General features: G+C 31.7%; 17 protein-coding genes. 8 read left to right on the top strand and 9 right to left on the bottom strand.

What is annotated here, in order from left to right:
* Positions 1-24: 24 nt before the first annotated feature.
* Positions 25-1218 (top strand): multidrug transporter, encoded by a 1194-nt coding sequence (locus F7018_RS02295; RefSeq protein ID WP_150898357.1) that lies wholly within the window; start codon positions 25-27, stop codon positions 1216-1218.
* Between the two features lie 51 nt (positions 1219-1269).
* On the opposite strand, the gene F7018_RS02290 is transcribed toward F7018_RS02295, so the two are convergent.
* From F7018_RS02290 to rimP, 4 genes are all read right to left on the bottom strand, one after another.
* Positions 1270-1683: a hypothetical protein gene (locus F7018_RS02290; protein WP_150898356.1), complete on the bottom strand. Its 414-nt coding sequence runs from the start codon at positions 1681-1683 to the stop codon at positions 1270-1272.
* An 82-nt stretch (positions 1684-1765) separates the two neighbouring features.
* The gene (infB, locus tag F7018_RS02285; RefSeq protein ID WP_150898355.1) at positions 1766-4630 is read right to left on the bottom strand and encodes a translation initiation factor IF-2; all 2865 of its coding nucleotides are present in this window, start codon (positions 4628-4630) and stop codon (positions 1766-1768) included.
* 128 nt (positions 4631-4758) lie between these two features.
* The gene (gene nusA / locus F7018_RS02280) at positions 4759-6015 is read right to left on the bottom strand and encodes a transcription termination factor NusA (RefSeq protein WP_150898354.1); all 1257 of its coding nucleotides are present in this window, start codon (positions 6013-6015) and stop codon (positions 4759-4761) included.
* 12 nt (positions 6016-6027) lie between these two features.
* Positions 6028-6489, bottom strand: a complete 462-nt coding sequence (gene rimP, locus F7018_RS02275) for a ribosome assembly cofactor RimP (protein WP_150898353.1) — start codon at positions 6487-6489, stop codon at positions 6028-6030.
* 159 nt (positions 6490-6648) lie between these two features.
* Here rimP and F7018_RS02270 point away from each other — a divergent pair, with 159 nt between their 5' ends.
* Entirely contained in the window at positions 6649-7476 is an 828-nt protein-coding gene (locus F7018_RS02270; protein WP_150898352.1) for a universal stress protein, read from the top strand.
* Positions 7477-7502: 26 nt separating this feature from the next.
* On the opposite strand, the gene F7018_RS02265 is transcribed toward F7018_RS02270, so the two are convergent.
* The gene (locus F7018_RS02265; protein WP_150898351.1) at positions 7503-8495 is read right to left on the bottom strand and encodes a glycosyltransferase family 4 protein; all 993 of its coding nucleotides are present in this window, start codon (positions 8493-8495) and stop codon (positions 7503-7505) included.
* A complete protein-coding gene (locus F7018_RS02260; protein ID WP_150898350.1) occupies positions 8496-9305 on the bottom strand; it encodes a hypothetical protein in 810 nt (269 codons plus the stop codon).
* A 102-nt stretch (positions 9306-9407) separates the two neighbouring features.
* Here F7018_RS02260 and F7018_RS02255 point away from each other — a divergent pair, with 102 nt between their 5' ends.
* Genes F7018_RS02255 through mscL form a run of 3 tightly spaced genes read left to right on the top strand, consistent with a single transcriptional unit; the run spans position 9408 to position 11567 of the window.
* Positions 9408-10019: a thymidine kinase gene (locus F7018_RS02255; RefSeq protein WP_150898349.1), complete on the top strand. Its 612-nt coding sequence runs from the start codon at positions 9408-9410 to the stop codon at positions 10017-10019.
* Positions 10012-11112, top strand: a complete 1101-nt coding sequence (alr, locus tag F7018_RS02250; RefSeq protein WP_150898348.1) for an alanine racemase — start codon at positions 10012-10014, stop codon at positions 11110-11112. The genes F7018_RS02255 and alr overlap by 8 nt, the downstream gene beginning before the upstream one ends.
* 44 nt (positions 11113-11156) lie before the next feature.
* Positions 11157-11567 carry a large-conductance mechanosensitive channel protein MscL gene (mscL, locus tag F7018_RS02245; RefSeq protein WP_150898347.1) on the top strand — a complete coding sequence of 137 codons (411 nt, stop codon included), beginning with the start codon at positions 11157-11159 and terminating at the stop codon, positions 11565-11567.
* Between the two features lie 58 nt (positions 11568-11625).
* Here mscL and F7018_RS02240 read toward each other — a convergent pair whose 3' ends face one another.
* A complete protein-coding gene (locus tag F7018_RS02240; protein ID WP_150898346.1) occupies positions 11626-12624 on the bottom strand; it encodes a helix-turn-helix domain-containing protein in 999 nt (332 codons plus the stop codon).
* 227 nt (positions 12625-12851) lie between these two features.
* A complete protein-coding gene (locus F7018_RS02235; RefSeq protein ID WP_150898345.1) occupies positions 12852-13442 on the bottom strand; it encodes a carboxymuconolactone decarboxylase family protein in 591 nt (196 codons plus the stop codon).
* Between the two features lie 119 nt (positions 13443-13561).
* Between F7018_RS02235 and F7018_RS02230 the strand changes: the two genes are divergently transcribed.
* The 3 genes from F7018_RS02230 to F7018_RS02220 are packed head-to-tail and all read left to right on the top strand — an operon-like array spanning position 13562 to position 16093.
* Complete coding sequence (locus F7018_RS02230; RefSeq protein ID WP_150898344.1) at positions 13562-13987, top strand: OsmC family protein; 426 nt, start codon at positions 13562-13564, stop codon at positions 13985-13987.
* A gap of 18 nt (positions 13988-14005) precedes the next feature.
* Positions 14006-15691, top strand: coding sequence for a single-stranded-DNA-specific exonuclease RecJ (gene recJ, locus F7018_RS02225; RefSeq protein WP_150898343.1), 1686 nt, complete (start codon positions 14006-14008; stop codon positions 15689-15691).
* 57 nt (positions 15692-15748) lie between these two features.
* Positions 15749-16093 carry a hypothetical protein gene (locus tag F7018_RS02220; protein ID WP_150898342.1) on the top strand — a complete coding sequence of 115 codons (345 nt, stop codon included), beginning with the start codon at positions 15749-15751 and terminating at the stop codon, positions 16091-16093.
* 30 nt (positions 16094-16123) lie between these two features.
* Here the strand turns inward: F7018_RS02220 and F7018_RS02215 are convergent, their stop codons facing one another.
* The gene (locus tag F7018_RS02215) at positions 16124-17173 is read right to left on the bottom strand and encodes an endonuclease/exonuclease/phosphatase family protein (RefSeq protein ID WP_150898341.1); all 1050 of its coding nucleotides are present in this window, start codon (positions 17171-17173) and stop codon (positions 16124-16126) included.
* Positions 17174-17198: the final 25 nt, after the last annotated feature.

The following is a 17198-nucleotide window of genomic DNA, read 5'->3' as shown; positions in this document are numbered from 1 at the left end:
AACATATCTTAAACTTTAAAAACAATGAAAAATAATTTTTTATTAGGATTAGCTTTAGCTGCTACTTTATTTACTTCATGTGGAGATGACGGTACAGCTGACATCATTATAAATGATAATAGCACAACTAACAACAATGGTGGTGGAACTCCTACAACTGGCGAAACAGTTGAACTTAAAGGAAATTACACTGCTGATTTAACTTTAGATTCTTCAAAGTCTTACCTTATCACTGGACCAACAATTTTTGAAAATGGTACTACTTTAACAATACCAGCTGGTACTGTTGTAAAAGCCGCTGCTACTGGTGCTGATGTATACTTAGCAATTGCTCAAGGTGCTAAAATTATGGCTGAAGGAACTTCTAGTCAACCAATTATTTTTACTTCTAATGCAAATACACCAAACGCTGGTGATTGGGGAGGATTAATTTTATTAGGAAAAGCTCCAATCAATTCAGTAGCTGGAGGAACTGCAACTTCTACTTCTGAGATTGCAAGTTTACCTTATGGAGGTAACGTTGCCGATGACAACTCAGGTATTTTAAGTTACGTAAGAGTTGAGTACTCTGGAGGTAAGGCTGATGGTCAATCTGAAAACAATGGATTTTCTTTCTACGGTGTAGGTAACAAAACAAAAATAGAATACATCCAAATGTTTGAAGGAAAAGATGATGGAGTAGAATTCTTTGGTGGAACTGTAAACGTAGATTATGTTTCTGTTGTAAATGCTCAAGATGATTCTATCGACTGGACTGAAGGATATACTGGAACTATTACTAATGCTTATGTAAAACACGGTGTTGATCACGATAAAGGAATTGAAGCTGATGGTTATAATACTGATATAGGAAACTTATCTAGTCCTAAATATTTTTCTAAACCTACTGTAAACAATTTAACTATTGAAGGATTAGGTTCAGGTACTGCCAATGAAGCTATTCGTTTAAGAGCTGGTACTCAAGGGATTTTTACTAACGTTTTATTAGTTGGTTTTGCTGAAGGATTTGACTTAGATGGTGATGCTACTGACAACCCAACTGGTGCTGGTGTAACTTCTGGTGATTTAAAAGCAAATGACGTTAAATTTGATGATGTTACTACTAAAATGAAAAACGATACAGGAGTTAGCTTTACAATGGCTGATTTCTTAACTGAAAATGCTGCTTCTACAGGTACAGACTATGCTACTTGGGGAGCTAACTGGACAAGAAAATAATATATTCTTTTACCCACTGAAATAAAAAAACCGAGCTAATGCTCGGTTTTTTTATTCATTTATTTTAATAAAACTATATAACAAACCTTCTAGTTTTTTTAATTCCATTGGCGGATTTCCTGCATCAAATGTTGAAGATGTATACTTTTTCTCTTCAGCTTCTATTACAAAGCTTGCTATCAAAGCTCCATCACTATATCTTCTATTGGTTGGTGATTTTAGCCCTTCTATATCATTTAAATTAATTTTCTTTATCAACTCTTCTAATCTCCCTACTTCTTCTTCAGAAAGCTTAAATTCTAGTTCTTTTCCATTCTTTTGATACCTAATTGTATTTTCTTTAACTCTTATTTCAATAGCAGTTCCTCTAGTATGCACTTTATAAATTATTTTATTAAATTTTTGAGCAGAACAATTAGTAATTACCATAACAAAGAACAATGTTATTACTTTCAGATATTTCATTTATCAAGTTTAAAATTTCATAAATATAAAAAAGGCATCTCATATGAGATGCCTTTTTTATATTCAATTAAATAAGTAAATATTATTTAAGCTTTTTTCTTACTGCAATTTCAGTATAAGCTTCTATAGTATCGCCTTCTTTAATATCGTTGTATCCTTTAATTTGAAGACCACAATCATATCCTTTCTTAACTTCTTTTACGTCATCTTTAAAACGTTTTAATGAAGTTAACACACCATCATGAACTACAATTCCTTCTCTAATAATACGAACCTTAGAGTCTCTTGTTATCTTACCATTCATTACCATACATCCTGCAATGTTACCAACTTTAGAAATCTTATAAACTTCTCTAATCTCAACATTACCAAGAACTTCTTCTTTCATTTCTGGCGACAACATTCCTTCCATTGCGTCTTTCAGATCGTTAATTGCATCATAGATAATTGAGTAAGTTCTAATATCAACTTCTTCTCTATCTGCTACTAAACGTGCATTACCTTGTGGACGAACGTTAAATCCTACAATGATTGCATCAGACGCTGTTGCTAATAATACGTCAGACTCAGTAATTGCTCCAACTCCTTTATGTAAGATATTAACTTGAATTTCTTCTGTAGATAATTTTTGGAATGAATCTGTTAAGGCTTCTACCGATCCATCTACATCTCCTTTTAAGATAATATTTAATTCTTTAAAGTCTCCTAATGCTATACGACGACCAATTTCTGCTAACGTTAAAGTTTTCTGAGTTCTTACAGATTGCTCTCTTTGTAATTGAGAACGTTTTGCTGCTATTTGTTTAGCTTCACGCTCATCTTCAAATACCTTGAACTTATCACCTGCTTGTGGTGCTCCATCTAATCCTAAGATTGATACTGGTGTAGATGGACCTGCCTCTTTAACTTTATTTCCTTTATCATCAAACATAGCTCTTACTTTACCACTATGTTTACCTGCTAAGATATAATCACCAATTTTTAAGGTACCTGCTTGTACTAATATTGTTGATACATATCCTCTTCCTTTATCTAATAATGCTTCTACTACAGCTCCAGATGCATTCTTGTTAGGGTTAGCTTTTAATTCTAACACCTCTGCTTCTAATAATACTTTTTCTAGTAATTCATCAACTCCTTGACCTGTTTTAGCAGATATTTCTTGAGATTGAATATTACCTCCCCAATCTTCTACTAATAAGTTCATAGAAGAAAGTTGTGTTTTAATATTATCAGGATTTGCATTTGGCTTATCAATCTTATTGATTGCAAAAATGATTGGAACCCCTGCAGCTTGTGCGTGAGATATTGCCTCTTTTGTTTGCGGCATTACATCATCATCGGCAGCTACTACGATAATTACTAAATCGGTTACTTGAGCTCCACGAGCACGCATTGCTGTAAAGGCCTCGTGACCTGGTGTATCTAAAAATGCTATTTTTTGATCTCCTACATTTACTGCGTAAGCACCAATATGTTGTGTAATTCCTCCAGATTCTCCTTCAATTACATTTGCTTTACGAATGTAATCTAATAATGAAGTTTTACCGTGATCTACGTGTCCCATTACCGTAATAATAGGTGCACGAGTTTCTAAATCTTCCGGTTTGTCTTCTACTTCTTCAATAGATTCCTCTACCTCAGCTCCAACAAACTCTACTGTATAATTAAACTCCTCTGCAACTATTGATAATGTTTCAGCATCTAAACGCTGATTCATTGTTACCATCATTCCTAACATCATACATGAAGAAATAATGTTAGTAACCGGAACATCCATCATTGTAGCAACCTCACTAACAGTAACAAATTCTGTTACTTTTAAGATTTTGCTTTCTGCTTGTGCTGCTTGTAAATCTGCTTCCGATTGTTCACGGTGAGCATCTCTTTTATTTCTACGATATTTAGCAGCCTTACCTTTTTTAGATTTACCTTGAAGTCTTTCTAAAGTTTCACGTACTTGTTTTTGTACTTCTGCTTCTGTAGGCTCTTCTTTTTTAACAACAGGTCTTTGTCCACCTCTACCTCTAAATCCTTGACGGTTTCCACCTCGATTTCCACCTCGGTTTTGACCTCCTTTATTTTGTCCTGGTTTAGCTGAATTTCCAGCTCCTGGTGCACCTGGCTTGCTAATTCTTTTACGTTTCTTTTTATCTCCGTCAGTTTTCGCTTCTGGCTTCTTTTTCTTAGGTCTTTCAAATTGTTTTAAATCAATTTTTTGACCAGTAATTTTAGGACCATCAAGCTTTTTATACTGAGTTTTAATTTTCTCAGCATTTTCAGGAGTAATTTCAACAGGCTTTTCTGCTTTTACTTCCTCTTTTTTTGTTTCCACAACCTTTTTAGGAGTCTCTTTTATTTCGACTTTTTTAGGTGCTTCAGTTTTTACTACTTCAGGTTTCACTATCTTAGGTTTTTCAACCTTTATAGGTTCCTCTTTCTTTTCCTCAACCTTTACAGCTGGCTTTTCAACTTTTGGGGCTTCTTGAATAGGAGTTTCCTTTTTAGGTTCTTTTTTTACCTCTTTTGCCTCTTTAGGTTCTTCAACCTTCTTAGGTTCTTCTTTTTTAGCTTCAACCGCTTTACCAGTCTTTACATCAATCTTACCTACAGTCTTAAGCTCTAATTTTTCAGCTTTGGCTTTTAAAACTTCTTGTTTTTTAGCTTCGTCCTCTAATCTTTTCTTCTCTTGCTCTACTTCTAACTGCTGACGAATAGCTTCTTTTTCTTTACGCTTTTCTTCGCTCACTTCTTTAGAGGCTACTTTCTTTGATTTATCTGTTTTGAATCCATCAAATAATATTTGATACTCCTTATCAGAAATTTTAGTAGTAGGACGTGCTTCTATTTCATGACCATTTTTAGCCAAGTGTTCTACAGCTCTATCTAAAGAAATATTTAATTCTCTTAATACTTTATTAAGTCTTAATTTGTTGCCTTCAGCCATAAATTATTTTATACTTTATATTCAAAAAACACACTTTATACATGGTATAGTTATGCTCTTTTTCTCTGTTTGTCAGATTTTATATTGATTTCTATCAATTTCGTTGGAGACTGACTTCCATTATTAATTTAGTCTTCGAATTCTTCTTTTAAAATTCGTTGTACTTCTACAATTGTTTCTTCTTCTAAATCGGTTCTTTGCACTAACATAGATACGTCTTTTTCAAGTACACTCTTTGCTGTTTCTAAACCAATTTTCTTAAACTCAGCTATTACCCAAGCTTCTATTTCATCTGAAAATTCTGTTAACTCAACATCTTCTTCTTCTATTCCTTCACGTTGAACATCAATTTCATAACCTGTCAATTCACTTGCTAAACGAATATTAACTCCTGAACGTCCAATTGCTTTTGAAACTTCTTCTGGTTTTAATAAAACATTTACACGTCCTTTCTTACCATTTTTCTCCTCTTCAAAAGGTTTGATATCAACAGATGTTACTTTTGCTGGACTTAATGCTCTAGCTACAAATAACTGCTCGTTTTTTGTATAGTTTATTACATCAATATTTTCGTTTCCTAACTCACGAACAATACCGTGAATACGAGATCCTTTAACTCCAACACAAGCTCCAACTGGATCAATTCTATCATCATAAGAATCTACTGCAATTTTTGCTTTATCTCCAGGAATTCTTGCTACTCCTTCAATAGTGATTAACCCATCAAATACCTCTGGAATTTCTTGTTCAAATAATTTTACTAAGAAAGCTGGAGAAGTTCTTGATAATATGATTGCTGGCTTATTACCTCTTAATTCAACCGATTTTATTACTCCACGAACTGCATCTCCTTTTCTAAAGAAATCTGAACGAATTTGCTCGCTTTTTGGTAAAACGATTTCATTTCCTTCATCATCTAATAAGATTACTGCGTTATGACGAATATGGTGTACTTCTGCACTATAAATTTCTCCTTCTAGCTCCTTGAACTGTTTGAAAATATTAGTACTATCATGTTCGTGAATTTTAGAAATTAAGTTTTGACGTAATGCTAAAATTGCTCGTCTACCTAAATCTATTAACTTCACTTCCTCAGATACATCTTCACCTATTTCAAAATCTGGTTCTATTTTTCTTGCTTCACTAAGTTCAATTTCTTCATTATCATCTTCAGAAAATCCATCTGCTACAACCACACGGTTTCTCCAAATCTCTAAATCTCCTTTATCTGGATTGATAATAATATCAAAGTTTTCATCTGAACCAAACCTACGTTTTAATGCAGCACGAAATACTTCTTCTAAGATAGACATAAGTGTTACCCTGTCTATACTCTTATTGTCTTTAAACTCTGAAAATGACTCTATTAGTGCAATATTTTCCATTTCATCCTCTTATTAAAATATGATCTTCACTTTTGCTTCTTTAATATCTTCATACTGTAAAGTTACTGTTTTCTCTACCGTATGCTTTCCTTTACCTATTGGTTTAGGCTCTCTTGCTTTCCAATGTAACGTAATATTTTCATCCGTTACTTCAGTTAATGTTCCTTCAAACTCTTCGGTTGCTGTTTTAACCTTAAGAATTCTATTAACATTCTTTCTATACTGGCGTTTTACCATAAGTGGATGAGAAATGTCTGGAGTAGTTACTTCCAAAGAAAAATCTTCTTCTTCTCTATCTAAATTATGTTCTATTTTTCTACTAATACGAACACATTCACTTAATTGAACTCCTGAATCTCCATCTACTATCACTTTAATCTTACTATTAGCTAAAAACTGTAAGTCTATCAAGTACAATGACTCGTTTTCCTGTAAAGCTTCATCTAATAACTCTCTTACTTTTTCTTGATTCATCCTAAGGTATAAAAAGAGGGGACTTTCGTCCCCTTCATCCATCTAATTAATAAATTCGCTGCAAAGATAGTAAGTTATTCATTAACACACAAGTGTCTTTCACTTTCTAATTTAAAATGTTTTTCGTAAATTGAAAACATCCACCTTAAATTTTTTATTATGAAAAAAATATTAGTACCCACTGATTTTTCCATACCCTCAGAACATGCTTTAAAGCTAGCTTCCAGTTTGGCAAAAAAGTCTAAAAGCGAGGTCCATTTACTTCACATGGTTGAATTACCTACTGGTATAATAGACATGGGAAGTGGTAGCAACTTTAGCATACCTGAAAGCATGCTATACATACGAAAAGTACGCGACAAACTGATTAAGTATAAAAATCAATTTTTTCCAAAAATTCAAAATATTAAACATGCTATTCGTTTTCAAAACCCATACGAAGGTATACGCGATTATTCTAAAAAAATAAATGCTGATTTGATTACCATGGGAACCAAAGGGCATACAGAATTAGAAGAGATGTTAATTGGATCTAATACTGAAAAAGTTGTAAGAAACTCTGAAATACCTGTTTTAGTTACTAAAACAAACGAAGAAGAATTTAAACCTAAAAACTTGGTTTTTGCTTCTAGCTTTAAACCTCAGAAAAACAATGCTTTTGAGAAGTTTTTAGATTTCGCAAGTAATTTTAAGAGTAAAATTCATTTATTAAAAATCAACACACCACATAAATTTGAAAACTCTCAACTTTCAAGACAAAAAATAAAAGAATTTGCCGATAGACACAATTTTTCAGATTACTCTATAAACATATACAACGACTCTTCTGTTGAGAACGGAATTTTAAATTTCTCAAACGAAAAAAATGCTGATATCATAGCACTAGCAACTCATGGAAGAAGTGGTTTATCACATATTTTCAATGGTAGTATTACTAAAAATTTATCTAAGAGTTCCATTAAACCAATGCTAACTTTTAAAGTTTAGCTAAAAGCACATCCCCTATTGTGCTTTTATCTATACAATTGGTTATATACTGCTAGCAATCCGTTTGCTTCTTTTTTAGCACTCCAGTTCTTTTCAATTTCCTTCCTTGCCTGCTCACCCACGTATGCTAATTCATTTTTAATTAAACCTTTTAGCACAACTCTTAACTCTTCTATATTTCCAGACTCAAATAAATATCCAGATTTCCCATGCTCTATTAACTCGGAATGCACACCTACATTTTTGGTAGCAATTGTTGTGTTGGCACAAGACATAGCCTCTGCACACACTAATGAAAAACCTTCAGTAAACGAAGGAACTACAGCTATTTTAGAAGCTTGATAATATGTTATTATCTCTTTGGTTTCATTTACAAAATAAACTTGTCCCTCTACATTTGCAACTACTTCTTTCAACTCCTCTAAGAACTCAGGCTTATCTACCTTACCAACAATAACTACGGCCCAATCTTTGTGAGTTTTCAACTCTTGGGCTATGGCTTCTAATAAAACTTTTTGTCCTTTAGCCTTTCTAACTCTTCCTGCACAAAGAATTATATTTTTTTGCGAAACATCTTTTAATTTTTTTTCTTCATTTGGAACAAAACTATCTGTATCAACTCCATGAGGCACTTTAGTGTTTTTTATTCCTAACTTACCATGCATAGAAGTTGTCAATGTAACAACACTGTCTGATTTTTTAAGCAAAAACCTTGTTAAACCTGAAGGGTCAGTTTCGGCATGTCGAGTTAAAACTAATTTAAATTTTGCTCCTAAGAATCGATACCATAGCATTTTTAACACTTCATTATTTCTATGGCAATGAACAACTGTTGTCTTTTCAGAAAACAATATTTTTTTTAACTCTTTTGTGTTTATTTTATTTCCCTCAATACCATAACCATAAAGATATGTTTCGCTCATTTTCTTTAAGTAGGGCATTACATTTTCTATACTTCTTGTAATTCCAGTTCTCCTTTTATGGAAGTGCGTATGTACAACTATTAAATCAGAATTCATCTAAGCAAATCTTCTTTCTATAATCTCTAACAATCTTGTTTCGTATTCTTCTTTATCAGACCAATCATAATCAGGTTTTACCATTTTAACAACAAACTTTTTGGCCTCTTTTTCAGTTTTCATTGTATTCAACTGAGAAACCACTCTATTAAAATCTGCTTGATCTCCATTAAACAAGTGTTTCACAAAAGCTATTCTATCATTAAGTCCTATTTGAATTGAACTTTGCAAACGATCGTTAAGTGTTTTCTTTACATCTACTTTTTCAAATAAGTTTGCCATTACGTCAACTGGGAGTGTATCTTCTAGCTCTTCCTCTAACGTAGTTGTCTTTTTCTCACCAACATCTTTTACATCATTCTTTGTGTCTTCATTACCATTAAAAAGCAATTCTTCCAATTCATCAAAAGGCTGTTCCATGATTTCTTCTACAACCTCTAGATTCATTTTCTCATCAGCTATCTCTTCAATTACTTTATCTGCAATTTCCTCAGCTTCTTTTTCTACTTCTTCTTCAATATCTTCTTCTAGTTGATGCACAATTCTATCTTCTTCAACCAAAGGCTCTTCTATTTTATTGTGTTTTTCAACTTTTCTTATTTCTGCTTGCACAACATCATCCAACAACTCTTCTTTTGTCTTAGTAGGATTTGGAGTATTATTTATATACTCTTCTACATAAGCTAAAACAGAAAGTTTTTCATAAACTTCATGTGCTTTTTCCTTCAAAGCAAACACATCTTCTTTATTTTTCATTTTTAAAATGCTGTGTGCTAAACTAGTTAAATCGGATGCAAGTTTTTTGTGCATAAGTTGTTGTTTGAAATTAATATTTACTCTTAAATTTTAATAAATTTGTTCCCTATTTCGAAAGAAATGCAAATATCAATAATTAGAGCTTAAAATTACAAAATGTTTCTTGAAAATACAGTAAATCATACAGAACAATTTGGGTGGATTGAGGTAATTTGTGGCTCAATGTTTTCAGGTAAAACCGAAGAATTAATTCGTCGTTTAAAACGTGCACAGTTTGCAAAACAACGTGTAGAGATATTTAAACCAGCAGTTGACACTCGCTATGACGACGAAGAAGTGGTTTCTCATAACTATAATAGAATACGTTCTACTCCAGTTCCTGCTTCTTCTAACATTCGTTTATTAGCAAATGATGTAGATGTTGTTGGGATTGATGAAGCTCAGTTTTTTGACGATGAAATTGTTACAGTTTGTAACGATTTAGCAAATAGGGGGATTAGAGTTATTGTAGCTGGATTAGATATGGATTTTAAAGGACAACCTTTTGGACCTATGCCAGCTCTTATGGCTACTGCAGAATATGTAACCAAAGTGCATGCTGTTTGTACTCATACAGGAAACTTAGCTCATTATAGCTACAGAAAAGCTATGAGCGAAGATCTTGTTCTCTTAGGAGAAACTCAAGAATACGAACCTCTTAGCAGAGCTGCTTACTACAAAGCAATAAGAGAGCAAAATAATAAGAAAGAAAATTTATCTGATGAATAATCATGTTACCGTTTTAGAAATAGACGCTGTATCTCTACAACATAACCTCGCTTATTTTAAACAAAAACTAAATCCTAACACGAAGGTTTTAGCCGTTGTAAAAGCTTTTGGTTACGGAAGTGAATCTACAGAAATAGCTAAATTACTTCAAGATAAGGTAGATTATTTTGCTGTTGCTTATTCTAATGAAGGTATCATTTTACGTGAAGCTGGTATTAAAACTCCTATTTTAGTTTTACATCCACAAATTCAAAACTTAGAAGAAATTGTTAAACATAGACTAGAGCCTAATTTATATAATTTCAAAATACTTGATGCTTTTCTTAAACTATCTGATGAAGCTCCTTTAATGAACTATCCTATTCATATTAAATTCAATACTGGTTTAAATAGGTTAGGTTTTTGGCATACAGATGTTCCAACAATCATTACACAGATAAAAAGTTCAAACAATATAAAGGTTCAATCTATCTTTTCTCATCTTGCTGCCAGTGAAGATCCTAATGAACAAAATTTCACTATTGGACAAATTAACAACTTTGCCTACATCGTAAAACAATTTTATGATCATTTAGGATACGAACCTATGATTCATATTCTAAACACATCTGGTGTTATCAATTATCCTCAAGCACAATTTGATATGGTTCGTGTTGGAATTGGTTTATATGGCTTTGGAAACAACGAGCAAGAAACAAGTCAATTAAGAAACACACATACCTTAAAATCAATTATCTCTCAAATACACTTAATCCAACCAGGAGAAACTGTAGGATATAATAGAGCTTTTGTTGCTAGTAGACCTACTCAAAGTGCAACTATTCCTGTTGGTCATGCCGATGGTATATCTAGGAAGTTAGGTAATAAAAAAGGTTATGTTTTTATTAATGGTCAACCTGTTCCAATTATAGGTAATGTTTGCATGGATATGATTATGGTTGATGTTACTGACGTAGATTGTAAGGAAGGTGATGAAGTTATTCTTTTCAATCATCAAAAACACATCGAATATATTGCACACAACTGTGAAACAATCCCTTATGAAATTCTAACCGCTATTTCTCAGCGTGTAAAAAGATTGGTTAAAAGTTAATTTTTTTTTAATTTACAACTCAATTAACTATAAAAACCAAAAATATGGGAATGCTCAAAGAGTTTAAAGACTTTGCAATGAAAGGGAACCTAGTCGACATTGCAGTAGGTTTTGTAATGGGTGCTGCTTTTAATAAAGTAGTAGCTTCTTTTACTGGAGGAATCGTTTCTCCTCTTATTGGACTATTATTTAATGCCGACTTTAAAGATTTAAAGTACATTATAAAAGATGGTGTTGCTGACGAATCTGGAAAAGTAACAGGTGAAGTAGCTGTACTTTATGGTGAATTTCTAACTAATTTAATTGACTTTATCATTGTTGCCTTTGTAATGTTTATGATTGTTAAAGCCGTTAATAAGTTAAAGAAAAAAGAAGAACCAGCTCCTGCTGCTCCTAAAGGCCCAACTCAAGAAGAATTATTAGCACAAATTAGAGACTTATTAAAAAATAAATAAGTCACTAAAAATGAATAAATACTAAAAAAAGCACTTGTAATAAATTACAAGTGCTTTTTTATATAAATGACATAATAGCCTTTGAATTTATTTGATGCTTTAACTGCTCTATCTTCTCATACATTAATGTAAAAAACATTCTTCTCTCTACCTCTGCACTACCTGATATATTTTGAGAAAATTGTAATTGTTTTTGAAAATACTCATCAACTTCATTACAAATTATTTTATCCTCAATTCTCATATAAGAAAGAGATGTATAAGGCACTAACAAGCCTTTTTTAGTCTCAGACTTTAAAAATAAAACATGATTAATATTTACCAATTTATTGTAGTACAACTCATATTTTAAACCTTTTTTAGAATTCCAGGTTTTGTTCTTGGCTTTATCTTCAATCCTTTCTATAAGCAATAATATTTCATCACATAATTGTAAAGCCTCAGTTCGAGTTATCAACTTAGTTTTATAAAAGTAATATATTGTATGTAAGCAACTATTAATTGTAGTATCACTCCAAACATCAGTTATAGAAACTTCTTTAAATTTTTCCCTGAAACGTTTGGATTCATTTGTAAAAAATTGCTTTTCAATAAATTTACTAAAAGGCTCTATTTTACTTTCTTCTTTTTTTGATAAAAAATTCAGATACACATAAACCCTAAATTTACTGTATAATGTATTTACTGGAATATGATAAATTGGAATATTTTTAGCTGTATAATATACTTTTGAATTCTTATCAGATGCATAAGTAGCTACATAAAAAGCTATATCTTTATAAAAATCATTTACACCTTCATAAGTGTTTACATAATCATTTTTAATAATACTTTTAGATAAAGTACTACTTATATTATATAGTTTATTTAATGAAATTTTATAATATCTTGCTAACTCTAACGCCTCCTTAAACGACAATGATGTTTTACCATTTATTCGTCTATAAGCAGCATCATAACTTATATCAAGTACATCAGCTATCTCTTCAGTAAACAAAACATTGTTTGGCAACTTTTCTTTTATAAAATTGAAAAGCTTATCTTTTTCTACACTCATACTTTTTACTCAATAGATTTTTCTTAAAAACCGCAAAAAGAAATTTTTTCTTTTGCATTATTCACAACCACGCTTAACATAAAAACTTATTAATTTGTTTAACAAGCTTATGCTAGGTGATCAGGGGGGAACATCTATTTAAGTAAAAAGAAAGTCTTCTCTTTCCAGAGAGAAGACTTTTGTTTTGCTCTAAAGTACGTAATTTTTAAAATTAAGTCAAGTATCAGTTAAATATGTTTTCCTTTTTCCCAACCATGCTTTCCTAAATATTGTTCTCCACTCTCTACAGCTCCATCTTCAATAGAAGTCCCCATAGAGTCATTCCAACGATTTAGGTATCCAAATAAAGAAATTACACCTAACATTTCTACTATTTCTCCTTCATCCCAATGTTTGTATAGTTCTGTCTTTATTTTTTCATCAACCATGTTAGGCACCATAGATGCTGCTAAAGAAAAATCTAACGCCGCTCTTTCAGCATCAGAAAATGCAGGGTGAGTTTTATACTCCCAAATATTATCTAATTGCTCTTGTTCAGCTCCATAACGTTCAGCCGCTCTAATAGCATGAGCCTGACAATATCTACAACCTGTAGCATTACTTGAAACCCAAGCAATCATTCTTTTTAAAGCAGATGTTACTCTACCCTCATTAGCCATAACAGCTTTATTCAAATTGATAAAAGCTTTAGAAATGGCTGGTCTACGCTGCATTGTTAAAACTGAGTTAGGACAAAACCCTAATGTTTCATTAAAAAACTCAGCTAATTCTTTTGTTTCTAAGTCATGATCTGCTGATAACGGTGTTACTAGTGGCATATATTTTTATTTTTGTTTTTATTAATAACTTTTTGCACTACGTTTGTGTAATAATTCGGCTTTCTAAGTCGACAGACACACAAAACAACTTACGCAAGAAACAAAAAAATAATCAAATTATGGCATCACACACAGTCACAACAGTTTGGAAAGAAAACATGCAATTTGAAACCGACAATCCAAGCGGACATAAAGTTTTAATTGATACTTCAGAAGAAAATGGAGGAAACAATTCTGGTTTAGGTCCAAAAGCTATGATGTTATCATCGCTAGCAGGATGTTCTGGTTTAGATGTTGTATCTTTATTAAAAAAAATGAGAACTTCTGTAAACGATTTTAAAATGGAAGTTACTGGAGAATTAACCGAAGAGCACCCTAAATATTACGATAAAGTTACCGTCGATTATCATTTTTATGGAGATAATTTAGATGAAGATAAAATAAATAAAGCTGTTAAATTATCTATAGATAAGTATTGTGGTGTAATGGAAATGTTTAGAAAATTTGCTGAAGTAAAAACTACCACTCACTTTCACAATAATTAAATTATTAAAAAAATTGCTATGCGTTGGAAATCAAAACCAGAGCCAAACTCTAGTAACGTAAATCAATTAGCTAAAGAACTTGGTATAAGTAAAGTTCTTGCTAAAATTTTGGTTCAAAGAAACATTGACACTTTTGATAAAGCTAAATTATTTTTTCGTCCTAATTTAAACGATTTACACGATCCTTTTTCAATGAAGGACATGAATATAGCTGTCCAACGAATAGAAGAAGCGATTAAAAATGGTGAAAACATTTTAGTATACGGCGATTATGATGTTGATGGAACTACAGCTGTTTCCTTAATGTCTTCTTATCTAAAAACTATTCACCCTAACATCTCTACTTATATTCCAGACAGATATAAAGAAGGATATGGTGTATCATATGACGGAATTGATTTTGCTGACGACAATGACTTCTCTCTTATTATAGCTTTAGACTGTGGTATCAAGGCAATAGATAAAGTAGCATACGCGAGTTCTAAAAATATTGACTTCATTATTTGTGATCATCACAAGCCTGGAAATGAAGTTCCAAAAGCTGTTGCTGTTTTAAACCCTAAACAAATAGATTGCAATTATCCTTATGATGAATTATGTGGTTGCGGAGTTGGTTTTAAACTAATACAAGCATTGGCTTCTAGAAGAGGAGAAACAATTAATGATCTAATTCCTTATTTAGATTTAGTAGCTACCGCTATTGCTGCCGATATTGTTCCTATGACTGGAGAAAACAGAACTTTAACTTATTTCGGTTTACAAGTTATTAACTCCCAACCAAGAAATGGTATTAAAGCAATTATACAGCAGACGCAAAAAAAAGAACTTACCATTACTGATGTTGTATTTATTATTGCTCCAAGAATTAATGCTGCTGGTAGAATGAAGCACGGTAATTATGCTGTTGAATTACTTACAGAAATGAATCTTGATGCAGCGATAGAATTTGCTGGCGCAATAGAAAAATTCAATTCAGACCGAAAAGATTTAGACAAAAAAATTACTCAAGAAGCTTTAATACAAATTGAGAATAACAACGAAGAAGAAAATTTCACTTCTGTTGTTTTTGATGAATCTTGGCATAAAGGGGTAATAGGTATTGTAGCTTCTCGATTAATTGAAACTTACTATCGTCCTACTTTAGTATTTACCAAAAGCGGAGAAAAACTAGCTGCTTCGGCACGTTCAGTCAAAGGTTTTGATGTATATAATGCTTTAGAACAATGTTCTGAGTTTATAGAACAATTTGGAGGGCATAAATATGCAGCAGGTTTAACACTTCTTCCTGAACAATATGAAAACTTCAAAACTAAATTTGAAGAGGTAGTTTCTAAAACAATAGATAAAGACTTATTGACACCTGAAGTTAGTATTGATGCTGAAATTGATTTATCTGAAATTACCCCAAAATTTTATAGAATTATCCAACAAATGGCTCCTTTTGGGCCTCTAAATATGAAACCTGTTTTTTCTACATCGTCAGTTAGAGATAATGGATACGGAAAACAAGTTGGAGCAGACAAAACCCATTTAAAACTGAATATTATTTACGGTTCAGATAACAAAACTTATAATGCTATTGGTTTTAACCTTGGTAAAAAAATTAATTTCATCCAAAATGATTTTGATATTGTTTACACATTAGATCAAAACACTTGGAACAACTATACTTCACTCCAATTAGTTTTAAAAGATTTAAGATAATTTTATTTAGACCAAATCTAAATAAAATGTATATTTGTTTCCATAATAATTTTGAATATGGAAAATGTTATAAAAATATACGATAATAATATTGGAATCTCTTTTCGTTGGAAAGGCATGGACTCTAACCTAACACAAATAATATTTAACGATACTGGTTTTCATTTAACAGAAAATGAAATAGAAGAGTTTTTAGAAAAAGTAGTAGATTCAAAGCTACAAAGGAATTGTTCTACTTGCATTAAAGGCGAAAATTGTAAATCTATTTTATTACAAACACCTTCAGAAAAAGTAAGTATGGCTGTTTCACAAGTTGAACTTGGTCAAATTGACGACTTGTTAAAAGGAACACTTTTTCAACTTCGTTTAAATAGTTATTTAGCTGATATATGTAAAAACTAAAAGAGCTTGCAATTGCAAGCTCTTTTAGTTTTATTTTTCTTTAATTAAGTACATGTATACTGGGTAGTGATCACTATATCCTCCTGTATATCTACCAAAAGAGAAACTTCTAAATGGGTATCCTTTATAACGTCCTTTCTTTTGAGTTAAGAATCTTTTATTGAAAATTCCTGACTTAAACATTTTAAATGATGAAAAATCTTTTTCTCCTTTATCTAATAATGGAGAGGAAATAAGAACTTGATCAAAAAGATTGATGTTATCTCTATATCCTAATGTATTAAATCCACGACGGAACATATTTTCATAAGGATTATAAATATCACCTTCATTTACGTTCTTCTTTTTCGCTTTCGTTTTTAAAACTGTTTTAAAACTAGAATTAATAGGGTCGTCATTGAAGTCACCCATAATAATCACTTTAGGGTTTGGATCTGTCTTTTTAATGTTTTCAATTATTTGAGTAACCTTATAAGCGGCTTTTTCACGTAAAGGTCTACTTCTTGCTTCTCCTCCTCTACGAGATGGCCAGTGATTTACAATTACATGCACTAATTCATCATCTAAATATCCAGACACTAAAAGAATATCTCTTGTATATACTTTTCTGTTATTTGAATAAATCTTAGGGTTGAAAGCTTCAAAATGAATTGGTTTAAAATAACGCTTTTGATATAATAAAGCTACATCGATTCCTCTCTTATCAGGTGAATCAAAATGAATGATACCATAACGTTTCTTCTTTAGTTTTTCAGTATTAACTAAATCTTCTAACACTTTTTTATTCTCAACTTCCACTACTCCTAAAAGAGTTGGGCTCGTTTTTGCCTTTTCAGCACCTATTTGTATAATTACATCGGAAAGTTTCTCTAACTTATCCTTATATACTTCATCTCTGTCTCCTTCCATTTCCATAATAGGGCTTGCCTCATCATTCTTATCAGGATCATTAACTGTATCAAAAAGATTCTCTAAGTTATAAAAACCTACTGTTCTTATCTTAAACTTCTTAGGGGCTTTTTGAGCAAAAGAAGTTGAAACTACTAATGCAACAATAAAAAGGGATATTATTTTCTTCATTTTATAAAATTTACGCGGCAAAAAT

Origin of the sequence: Tenacibaculum aiptasiae (genome assembly GCF_008806755.1) — a bacterium.
Classification (GTDB): Bacteria; Bacteroidota; Bacteroidia; order Flavobacteriales; family Flavobacteriaceae; genus Polaribacter; species Polaribacter aiptasiae.
Note: the sequence above shows the minus strand (reverse complement) of the source record. Positions and strands in the feature narration are given on the sequence as shown.